We start from the raw sequence: 11,597 nt of genomic DNA on the forward strand, positions 1-11,597 counted from the left end.
ATTTTCAAGTTTTAAAGCTTTGCTAATAATATGTCAGAATTGATTAAAATAAAATTAACGGAAACGCTGTCTAAACTGGGCGAAGAACTGTTAAATCCATCTCCGCAATTGTTAGAAATTATCGAGCGCGAACGCCAGTACAACGCTTGGTTTGTGCCCGAAAATGTATTGCAGGCCGTACAGGCAATCGGCAAAATGCTAAACCGAAAAGATTTGGAAAAATGGCTGCCCGAAGATGCAGATACTGTTTTTACCGGCAAAAAAGTGGGGTTGGTTTTGGCCGGAAACATCCCGGTGGTTGGTTTTCACGATGTGCTTTGCGTGCTGGTTTCTGGTGATTTTGCGATGATCAAAGCTTCTGCAAGTGATTCAAGAATAATCACTTATATTTTAAAACGATTGGTTGCACTGGAACCGGAGTTTGCAAACCGGTACGAATTTACAGAGCGGCTGGCAGGTTTTGATGCCGTAATGGCAACGGGCAGCAACAACACATCGCGCTATTTTGAATATTATTTTAGCAAAGTGCCGCATATCATCCGCAAAAACCGCAACAGCATGGCTTTGCTTTCGGGTTTTGAAACGGAGGAAGACCTGCACAAACTGGGCCACGATATTTTTGATTATTTTGGATTGGGCTGCCGAAGCGTTTCCAAAATTTTAGTTCCCGAAGGTTATGATTTTGGAGTCCTTTTTCGGGCGATCGAATCTTTTCAACCGATTATCAATCACCATAAATACAACAACAATTACGATTACAACAAATCGGTTTACTTGGTTAACCAGGCCAAACATTTGGATAACGGGTTTTTGTTGTTGAAGCAGGACGAAAATATTGCTTCGCCGCTGGCCGTTTTGTTCTATGATTTTTATAAAAACCTGGAAGATGCGGCAGCAAAAATCAACGCAAAAAAAGACGCGGTACAATGTGTGGTAAGCGGCATGAAGCTAAATATTGATGTGCCGGTCGTAAGTTTTGGCGAAAGCCAGCAGCCGCGTTTATGGGATTATGCCGATGGCGTGGACACGATGGCTTTTTTAAGAACCATTTAGATTTTTATCCGGTAAAAGAAGCATCGGCAGAAATTCAAAAAACAAGCAGAAAAACCAGGGCATAAATTTTAACTTTGGCAACCGATGTACATTATTAAAGTAAAAGGAGTGGCCAAAATACCGGATTACGTGCAACTGCGCGACGAGCAGTTTACGCTGCTGGCCTATTTTCGGGTGGACCGGCCGGACAAATCGCTGGACAAATTGGGGCTGGCCGACAAAGCCGAACAGATAATGAACATTGTAAAAGACCTGCCATTTGGTCAAATCCTCAAACTGGAACTTTAAAAATGATTGGGAACACCGTTATCCGACTTCAAAATACAGATATTTTTCAACAGAAACATTTGGTGCTTTCTGATGTGAATTTGGAAATCAACAAAGGCGATTTTGTTTGGCTGATTGGCCAGACCGGTTCGGGCAAAAGCAGTTTGCTGAAAATTTTGTACGGCGATTTGCATTTGACCAACGGTGAAGGACATGCGGGAGGTTATGATTTGAAGAAGTTGGCCAACAAAGACGTTCCTTTTCTTCGCCGGAAATTAGGCATCGTTTTCCAGGATTTCCAATTGTTATCAGACCGGACAGTTGAAAAAAATTTAGAGTTTGTGTTGAAAGCGACCGGCTGGAAAGACAAAACCAAGATTAGCGAGCGTGCACGCGATGTGCTCGAAAAAGTTGGCCTTCGTTCCAAACTCCGCAAAATGCCGCACGAACTTTCGGGCGGCGAGCAGCAGCGCGTGGTGATTGCGCGCGCTTTGTTGAACGAACCGGAAGTAATTTTGGCCGATGAACCAACCGGCAACCTGGACCCGGATACTTCCGAAGAAATTGTATTATTGCTGAAACAAATCAGCCAAAACGGGACTGCCGTGTTGGTTGCTACACACGATTATCATATTATCCGCACCTTTCCATCGCGCATCATTAAATGCGAGAACGGGAAAATTTTAGATGATGTACAATTGGTTTAGCCGCATCTTAATAAAATATATTCCGTATTAATTCCAAAAAACCATTTCAGAAAAAAACGGCATACTGTTTTTATCCCGGTAAAAACAGTATGCTGCCAATTTTGCTGTCAGGTTTTGTTTTGGCAACAGACAGAATAAAACATACTATTTACAAGCTACTGACAGCCTGACGGTTTTTAACAGATGGCAGGAAACTTGTTGAGGGGAAATTACATTATGAATTTTAATGATATACTGAAGAAGATGAAAAATGAAGATGGCACTTCCGAAGAAAAACCAACAAATATGGACGAGATTTTCGATGAATTTCAGCAGGTAAACGATGCACGCCAGAACCAAAAAAACGAAACTGAAAGCGGGCAGCCTGAAAATACGCAACAAGGATTTTCTGCAGAAGACAAACTGAAAGAAGAACTTGCTTTGGCGAACGATAAATTTTTACGCTTGTACGCAGAATTTGACAATTACAAACGCCGCACTTCAAAAGAACGCGTAGAATTGCTGCAAACAGCTGGGAAAGAGGTACTTGTATCTTTGCTACCGGTTTTGGACGATTTTGAACGCGCTTCCCGCGCAATTGAAAACGCAAAAGACGTTTCTGCCGTAAAAGAAGGCATCAGCCTGGTGCAAAACAAGTTTAAAAATTTGCTGGCACAAAAAGGGCTGAAAGAAATGGCATCCAAAGGGCAACCGTTTGACCCGGAAATCCATGAAGCAGTTACCAATATTCCCGCTCCGAATGAATCATTAAAAGGCAAAGTTGTGGATGTATTGGAGGAAGGCTACCTGCTGAACGACAAGGTGATTCGTTTTGCAAAAGTAGTTGTAGGGGCATAAAGAGCAGGAAAGTTGATGGTTGATGGTTTATGGCTCATGCCTGAAAGCTGATACCTGATAGCTAAAAACAAGAAAATGGCAAAAAGAGATTATTACGATATATTGGGCGTGTCTAAAGGTGTAGAAGTAGAGGAGATTAAAAAGGCTTACCGCAAGATGGCCATCAAATATCATCCCGATAAAAACCCCGGAGACAAGCAAGCCGAAGAGAATTTTAAAGAAGCCGCCGAAGCTTACGAAGTTTTAAGCAAGCCGGACAAGCGCCAGCGGTACGACCAGTTTGGCCATGCGGCCAATGCACAATCTGCCAGTGGCGGAGGTTATGGCGGCGGCAGTATGAACATGGAAGATATTTTTAGCCAGTTTGGCGATATTTTCGGTGGTGGTGGTGGAAGCCCGTTTGATAGCTTTTTTGGCGGGGGACGGCAAAGTGGTGGCCGCAAAGCAGCCCGCGGAACCAATTTAAGGATCAAGGTAAAACTAACACTGGAAGAAATTGCCAACGGCGTTGAAAAGAAAGTAAAAGTAAACAAACAAGTGCTTTGCGATACCTGCGACGGCACAGGCGCAAAGGACAAAGCTTCGTTCCAAACCTGTAAAACCTGCGGCGGTTCTGGTGCGGTGCGCCGGGTAACCAACACCATTTTGGGCCAGATGCAAACTACCAGCACCTGCCCTACCTGCAACGGCGAAGGTTCTACCATCACTTCAAAATGTACTGTTTGCCATGGTGAAGGCATTGTACGCGGAGAGGAAACGATCAGCATCAACATTCCGGCCGGCGTGAGCGAAGGCATGCAACTGAGCATGAGCGGAAAAGGAAATGCGGCCCCGCGTGGCGGAATGCCGGGAGATCTGATCATTTTGATCGAAGAAATCCCGCATGAAACGTTGAAACGCGACGGCAACAACATTATTTACGATTTGCATGTGAGTTTTGTAGATGCCGTTTTGGGCACAAGTGTAGAAGTGCCAACCATTGATGGAAAAGCCAAGATCAAAATTGAACCCGGAACGCAGGGCGGCAAAATTTTGCGCTTAAAATCAAAAGGCGTGCCGGAAGTAAATTCTTACCAGCGCGGAGACCAGTTGGTGCACATCAACATTTGGACACCAAAAGCAGTAAGCCGAGAAGAGCGCGATGCGTTGGAAAAACTGCAGAACTCGCCCAACTTTAAACCAAACCCGGGCAAACACGACAAAAGTTTTATTGACCGGATGAAGGAATATTTTGAGTAACACCAATTTTTAGGTGCTAAAAGAAGCATTGTAAAAAAAGAGGCCGGTTAATCACCAGCCTCTTTTTTTGTGGGTTTGTAAACCGGAATGCTTCTTTTATCACCTAAAAATCAGGCTGATTTTCAATTACTCTTCAGAAATTTCCTCTTCTATTTTTTGGTTGATGGTGCGGATGATCTGGTCGAGCTGAAGGGTACAATGCTGCATCAAGCAAATAGATTCTTCTTTTTCGGCTAAATCGTCTGTTTCGGTAATCAGTTCGATCAAACCCAAAATAGAAGCAACAGGTTTTCTAAGTTCGTGCGAACCCATCCAGGCAATGTTTTTTAATATTTCATTCTGGTGCCTGATTTTTTCTTCCTTTTCTTTTCTGCCCGTGATGTTGTTTTGAATAGAAATATAACCTTCAAACTTCCCGTCAGGGTTAAAAAGCGGTGTAAATTCTACATTCACCCAATATTTTTCTCCACTGGCCGTATAGTTGATTACTTCCAAAGAAAAATAACGAAAAGTTTTTTTGGCTTCATCAATTATAATAGGTGCTTCAGGGTCTGATTCCGGCCCGTATAAAAAAACCGGGTATTTTCCTGCAACATCGCACAATGCATAGCCGGTAAAGTTTTCAAATGCTTTGTTTACCCATATTATTTTATTGTTTACATCCAAAATGATGATCATATTGTTCACTTTGGTGATGATGTCGGCCAGCCTTTTGTTCTCGTCGTCAAAGCGTTTTAACTGGTCAATGTCTTTAATTGCGCCAATCATCCGGATAAACTTTTGCCTGTCGTCATATTGCAGGTAACCCTGGTCGTACACATACTTGTACTGGTTGGTATTGGTTTTTAAACGGTATTCCAGCCCGCAGTTCTCTTCCTTGTTTCTGATGGCATGTTTATGTTTTCTAAGCACGCGGTTCAGGTCGTCCGGGTGGATTTTGTTTTTCCACCAGTCATTGTTGCCGGTAATGTTTTCCGTAGCCGAACCTAACAAATCTTCAACACAGCCGCTGTATTTAACCTGATTATCTGCCGCATTAAAATCATAAATTACATCGTGTGTGGCTTTGGCTACCAGCTCATATCGTTCCAATGCTTCTTTTAGCTGCAAATCTTTTTCCTTGTTTTCCGTAATGTCCGAAAAATAAACTGCTGCCCCTTCTTCTGTCGGGTAAGCGTTTACGCAAAACCATTTTTGGGCGTAAGGGCTGTAATCTTCAAAATTAACCGGTATGCTTTTTTCCAAAACTTTCTTATAATTCTGGTAAAAATTAGTGTTTTGGGCACCGGGGAATAATTCGAAGTAGTGATGGTTGACCATCTTTTCCTGCGGCCGGCCCAGCATTTTTTCGCTATTGGCGTTAACCGCGGTAATGACCCAGTTCCGGTTTAATAAAAAATAACCATCGTTAATATTGTTCAGCGTGTTTTTTAAACTCTGCTGATACTTGTGCTTTTCCAGTTGCGCCAGCGTTAGTTCGGTTACGTCCTGCATGGTGCCCTGCACTTTATACTTTTTGTTGTCGCGGTAATACATCTTCCCCAACACTTTTGCGTACTTAACCAAACCCGTTTTTGTAATAAAACGATAACTGGTGTTTAAGTCTGTGCCCCATTTCAACAGGTTTTCTATTGCCTGATTGTAATTTGACAGATCTTCCTGGTGCATTGATTTTAAAATAGAACTGTAGTTTACTTTTTCCGGTTCGCGGTCAATGTCAAAAATTTCGTACAATTCGTTTGACCAGATTAGCTTTCCGTCTTCAACAAAATATTCCCAGCCCGATACTTTTGCCAGTTTTTCTGTTTCTTTTTGCTTTTGTTTTTCCTGTTGCAAAACATGGTTCATCTGCTCCAGTTGCTGCTCGTATTTCACCTGTTCTGTGGTGTCCGAAGCCAGAACCATCGCGCATTCTTTATCCTCAAAAATAATTTTGTGGGAAGTGATGCTTGCATAAATCAGCGAGCCGTCTTTTTTTTGGTGCTGCCAGGTTCCGGAAATGCGCCAAGTGCCAGCTGCGTAAGGCCGGTTTACAAATTCGGTAACCGAATCCGTCAATTTTCCCCGTTCCTCCAACTTTCGGATATCGTTAATGGTCATGCCCAAAAATTCTTCCCTGGTATAACCGTAAGTTGTAATTGCAGCTTCGTTTACCGATACAAATTTCAAAGTCTGCAAATCGTAGATCCACAAAGGGTTTGGGTTGCCCAAATACAAGTTCAAAAAATCGTTTTCTTTTTGCCTGATCGTTTTGTTGTTTAATTTGATCAGCTTGAACACAACTAAAGTATTCATCGCCACAAACAAAACCGGCAAAAGTATGTGGATTAGCCGGACATAAAAACCAGAAAAATAACCTTCAAACCAAATGATAATTTCGGTGGTTACGCCAAACCAAACCAAACAGGCAACGGTGTAAACAATGGCAACTTTCAGCGTATTAAACCTCATGCGCCTGCTGTTGGATTTTGGGTTGAGAGAACAAACTTATCAGGAAAGCTATAAAAAACCGGTCGAAGTTTTTTTGAATTGTACATGGCTATTTATCTTGTTTTTTATGTTTGTACATGCAGTACCGTTTTAAATTTTAACTGCTTTTAATAAAAATTATGCTACAAAAGCCCTTTCTCACTTTACAAGATATCCAAGTTAGAAACAACACTTGTACGGTATTTAAAAATTTAAGTTTTGAGATAAAAACAGGCGAAAACTGGGCAATTACAGGCGAAAGCGGTTCGGGCAAAAGTGCCTTGCTGCAAACCATTGCTGGTAACCTTCCAGTTTCAAGCGGCAAAATCGTTTATCATTTTTATGATGGGTTGAGGCAAAACCAAAGCTTCGATGCTTCTTTTACCCCACAAAAATTGATGGCGATCGTAGCATCAAAACACCATTTCCGAAACCTGTCCAACACCAAAAATTTCTATTACCAGCAACGGTACAATTCTTCTGATAGCGAAGATGCGCCAACGGTTAGAATTTATTTAGAAAAGATCAATACGGACAATTTTGAAAACCCGTTTTGGACTTTCAAACAAACCATTGACCAGCTTAAATTGGAACCATTGCTGGACAAACAATTGATCAAACTATCCAACGGCGAAACCAAAAGGTTGTTGATTGCCGCAGCTTTGCTAAAACATCCAAGTTTGTTGTTGCTGGACAATCCGCTTGCAGGTTTGGATGTACAAACCAGGGCAGAATTTAATAAATTGATAGCCATAATAATCGAAAGCGGGATCACAATTGTGATGGCGACTTCTCCGCACGAAATCTCGGATGCGATAACGCATGTAGCCGTATTGCATCAGCAAAAGATAGAAAAAACAGTGCTAAAAGAAGCATTCAGGCCGGATGAGTTTCAACAACAAAAACAGCAAACCGATGTGGATTTGGATGAACTGAAAGCCTTGCTTGGCCCAACGCCTGATGCTTCTTTTAGCACCATAATTTCAATGGAAAACGTAAACATCCGTTACGGCGAAAAACAGGTTTTAAACAACATCAACTGGCAGGTTTTGCCCGGCGAAAAGTGGGCTTTGCTTGGGCCAAACGGGGCCGGAAAATCAACTTTGTTAAGTTTGATCAACGGCGACAACCCGCAGGCTTATGCCAACCAAATCATCCTTTTTGACTGGAAAAGAGGCAGCGGTGAAAGCATTTGGGACATCAAAAAAAAGATTGGTTTTGTATCGCCCGAACTGCATCAATATTTTCCGGCAGAAAGTTCGTGTTTGCAAGTGGTCGAATCCGGTTTTTACGATACGTTGGGTTTGTTCCGTCCATCAAACCCACAAAAAACTGCGGTTGCCTTGCGCTGGATGAAGCTGCTTCAGGTAGAAGACCAGGCACGAAAACCGCTTAAACAAGTAACGGCAAGCACGCAACGGCTTTGTTTGCTGGCGCGCGCTTTGGTCAAAAACCCACCTTTGTTGATTTTTGACGAACCTTGCCAGGGTTTGGACGAACAGCAACAAAACCATTTTAAAAACCTGCTCGAACTGATCTGCAACAACAGCAACACTACGTTGATTTACGTAACCCATTACCAGCAGGAAATACCAAACGTGGTAAACAAGGTTTTGAGGTTGGAGGAAGGTAAGCAGACAGGTTATTGATAGTGCTGAGGATCATGGTTCATGGTTTATGGTTCATAGTCAAAAGCCTGCTAAATACCAATCCTGCTGCCATAATCTATTAACTATCTTCTCTTAGCTATTAACTATTAACCATTAACCATCTTCTCTTAGCTATTAACAATGAACCATCAACTATAAGCATGTCCTCCAAATCCCTATCTTTACGCCCATGATTGCCAAGAAAGCTTCCGTTTCCCACACGGTAATGAACGAATTGATTTTGCCGAACGATACCAATATGCTGAACAACCTGATGGGTGGCCGTATGCTGCACTGGATGGATATTGCCGCTGCCATTTCCGCACAAAAGCATTGTAACTGCCTGGCTGTTACCGCTTCTGTGGATAGCGTTTCATTTAAACATGCCGTAAAACTGGGCGACGTGATCAGCATTGAGGCACAAGTTACCCGCGCTTTTAACACTTCGGTGGAAGTGCGGCTGGTGGTTTCGGCACAAAATATCCCTTCGGGAACCACCATCAAAAGCAACGAGGCTTTTTACACTTTCGTTGCGATTGATGCCAACAACAAACCGCAGCAAGTGCCCGAACTGATCCCGGAAACAGAAGAAGAAATTGCTTTGTATGCAGGTGCCATGCAGCGGCGCCAGTTGCGTTTGATTTTAAGCGGAAAAATGAAGATCCATGATGCCACAGAGCTGAAAGATTTTTTCTACGGCGCCGGTTCGCATTAAACCAAACGGTTTGCCCATCGTCTTTACTTGTTAAATTGTGTTAATTACTGCTGCAAACCCAATTTTAAATTGGAAGAAGCTGTATTTTCATGCGGTTTAAATATGGTTTGCTAACGCTGTTTAATTTTTTGGCTATGACTACTTTTCGAATGCTGGCTTTATTGTCATTCTTATTTTTTGCCGGTAAAAACAGCATGGCGCAAACTTTTAAAACGTACAAAGATGCGGCCAACCACTTTGAAATCAGCATTCCAAGTAACTGGCTTGTAACGCAATCTGATCCGCGTTTAAAGTTCATTGCCATCCATCCGCAAACCGAAACCAACAACGCTTTCCCCGAAAACATCAACCTTAACTTTATTGATGCGCCACATGGAAACTTAGATTCAGCTTATGCCATGTCAATAGAATCCAACAATGCCTTGCCGGGTTTTCTATCCATTACAAAAAAAGGCACGGCTACAAACGGACGCTATAAATGGTACATCAATTCGCACAAAGATTTACAAACCAATACCGTTTTGCAAACCATTGTTTTTGTTTATTATAATAAAGAAAAAGCTATTTTGCTGACTTGTACGGCCCCTTTCGGAAGTTTTGAAAGGTACAAACTTGTGTTTTTTAAAATTGCAGATTCTTTAAAATTGCAATCATAAACCATACTTCTTTTATCACCTTAAAATTGTTGGGCTTGGTCTGCTCCTGCTGTACTTTGGATATTTTGTATGATAAAAGAAGCAAAAGGTTTAACGCAAAAAACTATAAATTTTTTGGTTAAACTTTAATGAACAAGCTTTACTCTAAAAATCATAATCCAATAAATATTACAGTTATGAAAATGCTTAAAGTTTGCCTGATTTTGCTTTTGTCCATCATTACTTTTGATGCGGCCAATGCCGAAAGTTTCCGTGATTTTAACCGGCACGACCGCGAACGCCGCCGCCACGAACGCTGGGAACGCCGCCATCACCGCGAAGACCATTTTCGCCACGGCTATGGAAGAGACCATGGCTACCGTGATTACCGCGACAGGTATTAAATTTGTTTCAGATAGAAAAACCTGCTTCAGTTGCAGGTTTTTCTATTTTGGTTCCAATTTAAGAAATTACAATTATCACAATCTTTCTAAAACCAATTGAATTGTTTTGTCAATTATTTGCTCTGGGTTACTGCTAAATTTGTTTGTTGCACGGTTGGCCAAAATTACATTAACGGATAATGCCTGGTGCCCTAAAACTTTTGCCAACGCATAAATGCCGGCCGTTTCCATCTCCAAGTTTGTAATTTGCTGATCTTTGTAATTGAAAGATTGCAGTAATTGGATAAAATTTGGGATTGCATTTTTAGCCCGGACTTGCCGTCCTTGCGGCGCATAAAACCCTGGTACCGTTGCCGTAATTCCAGATGGCAAATCAAAACCAATTTTTTCTTTTAATATTGAACTTGCAGAAGTTAAATAAGGCGATACTGTTTTTAGTACATGAAAATGGGCGTCTACAGCGCTTTGCAATTCCCGCTCACTTGGATCATAACTGTAAGTATAATAATCCATCAACGCATCAAAACCTAAAGCAAAGTCAGAAACCAAAACAGAACCTACCGGTATAGCAACATGCAAAGAACCGGAAGTACCGATGCGGATAATATTTAACTTGGTCAATTTTTCTTTGATCAATCTAGTATCAAAATCAATATTGACCAAGGCATCCAATTCATTCAAAACAATATCAATGTTATCGGTGCCGATGCCGGTAGAAATTACGGTAATCCGTTTATTGCCGATCCAGCCGGTATGTGTTAAAAACTCACGCTTGCCTTTTTTATAATCTAAGCGATCGAAATACTTGCTCACTTCTCCTACCCGATCAGGATCACCGACGGTAATTACTGTGTTTGATAAATCCTCAGGAAGTAAGTTGAGGTGATAAATGCTGCCGTCGGGGTTTAAGATAAGATCGGTTTCGGAAATCATGCTATTTAAAAAAATTAATAAAGTGCTGGTAAAAAACATTGCTTAACAAAAAACCCGAAGTTGCGCTTCGGGTTTTTTGTTGGCTTTTTGCAGTTCAACTTACATTTTCATGTGCTCTTTCATCGGCATTTTGTCAACCTTGCCGCTCATCATCACACTTTGTCCGTCTTTCAGCATCATGGTTTTGCCGTTTTTCATTTTCAGGGTGCCGTCTGCCATTACTACTGTACCGTTTTTCATGGTCATGGGTTTAGTCATGTCCATCGTTTTTCCGTCTTGCATGCACATCATTTTTCCGCCGTCCATCATCACACAGTTTTCCATTTTCATGTGTTTAGAATCCATTTTGGCCATTTTGTGCTGCGCCATTGCACTACAACTTAATACTGTGGCAAATAAATAAACAAGTATCTTTTTCATAATCTTTTAGTTTTATCAATATTACGAAAATTTCTAATTAGAATTATTTTTTTGCTGAAATGATTTTAATGAAGTTATTTAAACTTTTTTTCTGACGCCTCTTTTTTTGGCCGATACTTCTTTTACCCTGAAGTTGTTTAAACTTTTTATTTAAACGGGTTGAAACCTATTTCTACAACATTGGCCGAGCCTACAGCTCTATAAAAGCTGCAATTGCAGAAGCGTAGCTTCGGTACATCTTGTAGCAACGAATTTAAACCCGTTGGTTC

12 protein-coding genes are annotated in these 11,597 nt (G+C 41.5%); 9 read left to right on the forward strand and 3 right to left on the reverse strand.

What is annotated here, in order from left to right:
• The first annotated feature begins 30 nt into the window (after positions 1–30).
• The 5 genes from V5804_RS10975 (at position 31) to dnaJ (ending at position 4,103) form a co-directional block, all read left to right on the forward strand.
• Positions 31–1,053, forward strand: coding sequence for an acyl-CoA reductase (locus tag V5804_RS10975; RefSeq protein WP_369591431.1), 1,023 nt, complete (start codon positions 31–33; stop codon positions 1,051–1,053).
• 84 nt (positions 1,054–1,137) lie between these two features.
• The gene (locus tag V5804_RS10980; protein WP_299287290.1) at positions 1,138–1,341 is read left to right on the forward strand and encodes a fructose-6-phosphate aldolase; all 204 of its coding nucleotides are present in this window, start codon (positions 1,138–1,140) and stop codon (positions 1,339–1,341) included.
• Between the two features lie 2 nt (positions 1,342–1,343).
• Complete coding sequence (locus tag V5804_RS10985; RefSeq protein WP_369591432.1) at positions 1,344–2,027, forward strand: cell division ATP-binding protein FtsE; 684 nt, start codon at positions 1,344–1,346, stop codon at positions 2,025–2,027.
• A 243-nt stretch (positions 2,028–2,270) separates the two neighbouring features.
• Positions 2,271–2,864, forward strand: a complete 594-nt coding sequence (locus tag V5804_RS10990; protein ID WP_369591433.1) for a nucleotide exchange factor GrpE — start codon at positions 2,271–2,273, stop codon at positions 2,862–2,864.
• Between the two features lie 75 nt (positions 2,865–2,939).
• Positions 2,940–4,103, forward strand: a complete 1,164-nt coding sequence (gene dnaJ, locus V5804_RS10995; RefSeq protein WP_369591434.1) for a molecular chaperone DnaJ — start codon at positions 2,940–2,942, stop codon at positions 4,101–4,103.
• Between the two features lie 126 nt (positions 4,104–4,229).
• On the opposite strand, the gene V5804_RS11000 is transcribed toward dnaJ, so the two are convergent.
• On the reverse strand, positions 4,230–6,554 hold the full coding sequence (locus V5804_RS11000) for a PAS domain S-box protein (protein WP_369591435.1): 2,325 nt from the start codon (positions 6,552–6,554) through the stop codon (positions 4,230–4,232).
• 158 nt (positions 6,555–6,712) lie between these two features.
• On the opposite strand from V5804_RS11000, the gene V5804_RS11005 reads away from it, so the two are divergent.
• The 4 genes from V5804_RS11005 to V5804_RS11020 all read left to right on the forward strand — a co-directional run bounded on the left by V5804_RS11005 (position 6,713) and on the right by V5804_RS11020 (position 9,975).
• Positions 6,713–8,221, forward strand: coding sequence for an ATP-binding cassette domain-containing protein (locus tag V5804_RS11005; protein WP_369591436.1), 1,509 nt, complete (start codon positions 6,713–6,715; stop codon positions 8,219–8,221).
• A gap of 190 nt (positions 8,222–8,411) precedes the next feature.
• Positions 8,412–8,936, forward strand: coding sequence for an acyl-CoA thioesterase (locus tag V5804_RS11010; protein ID WP_369591437.1), 525 nt, complete (start codon positions 8,412–8,414; stop codon positions 8,934–8,936).
• Between the two features lie 89 nt (positions 8,937–9,025).
• A complete protein-coding gene (locus V5804_RS11015; protein WP_369591438.1) occupies positions 9,026–9,592 on the forward strand; it encodes a hypothetical protein in 567 nt (188 codons plus the stop codon).
• A gap of 176 nt (positions 9,593–9,768) precedes the next feature.
• Entirely contained in the window at positions 9,769–9,975 is a 207-nt protein-coding gene (locus tag V5804_RS11020; protein WP_369591439.1) for a hypothetical protein, read from the forward strand.
• 75 nt (positions 9,976–10,050) lie between these two features.
• Here V5804_RS11020 and V5804_RS11025 read toward each other — a convergent pair whose 3' ends face one another.
• Positions 10,051–10,908 carry a nucleoside phosphorylase gene (locus V5804_RS11025; RefSeq protein ID WP_369591440.1) on the reverse strand — a complete coding sequence of 286 codons (858 nt, stop codon included), beginning with the start codon at positions 10,906–10,908 and terminating at the stop codon, positions 10,051–10,053.
• Between the two features lie 99 nt (positions 10,909–11,007).
• Entirely contained in the window at positions 11,008–11,328 is a 321-nt protein-coding gene (locus V5804_RS11030) for a DUF6799 domain-containing protein (protein ID WP_369591441.1), read from the reverse strand.
• Positions 11,329–11,597: the final 269 nt, after the last annotated feature.

Origin of the sequence: Mucilaginibacter sp. (assembly GCF_041088075.1) — a bacterium.
Taxonomy (GTDB): Bacteria; Bacteroidota; Bacteroidia; order Sphingobacteriales; family Sphingobacteriaceae; genus Mucilaginibacter_A.

What these genes read in the sequence shown, in the direction of transcription:
- V5804_RS10990 (WP_369591433.1), top strand. Translation starts at nt 2,271, where the DNA reads ATGAAAAATGAAGATGGCACTTCCGAAGAAAAACCAACAAATATGGAC.
- V5804_RS11005 (WP_369591436.1), top strand. Translation starts at nt 6,713, where the DNA reads ATGCTACAAAAGCCCTTTCTCACTTTACAAGATATCCAAGTTAGAAAC.
- V5804_RS11015 (WP_369591438.1), top strand. Translation starts at nt 9,026, where the DNA reads ATGCGGTTTAAATATGGTTTGCTAACGCTGTTTAATTTTTTGGCTATG.
- V5804_RS11030 (WP_369591441.1), bottom strand. Translation starts at nt 11,328, where the DNA reads ATGAAAAAGATACTTGTTTATTTATTTGCCACAGTATTAAGTTGTAGT.
- V5804_RS11020 (WP_369591439.1), top strand. Translation starts at nt 9,769, where the DNA reads ATGAAAATGCTTAAAGTTTGCCTGATTTTGCTTTTGTCCATCATTACT.
- V5804_RS11025 (WP_369591440.1), bottom strand. Translation starts at nt 10,908, where the DNA reads ATGATTTCCGAAACCGATCTTATCTTAAACCCCGACGGCAGCATTTAT.
- V5804_RS11000 (WP_369591435.1), bottom strand. Translation starts at nt 6,554, where the DNA reads ATGAGGTTTAATACGCTGAAAGTTGCCATTGTTTACACCGTTGCCTGT.
- V5804_RS10985 (WP_369591432.1), top strand. Translation starts at nt 1,344, where the DNA reads ATGATTGGGAACACCGTTATCCGACTTCAAAATACAGATATTTTTCAA.
- V5804_RS11010 (WP_369591437.1), top strand. Translation starts at nt 8,412, where the DNA reads ATGATTGCCAAGAAAGCTTCCGTTTCCCACACGGTAATGAACGAATTG.
- V5804_RS10980 (WP_299287290.1), top strand. Translation starts at nt 1,138, where the DNA reads ATGTACATTATTAAAGTAAAAGGAGTGGCCAAAATACCGGATTACGTG.
- dnaJ (WP_369591434.1), top strand. Translation starts at nt 2,940, where the DNA reads ATGGCAAAAAGAGATTATTACGATATATTGGGCGTGTCTAAAGGTGTA.
- V5804_RS10975 (WP_369591431.1), top strand. Translation starts at nt 31, where the DNA reads ATGTCAGAATTGATTAAAATAAAATTAACGGAAACGCTGTCTAAACTG.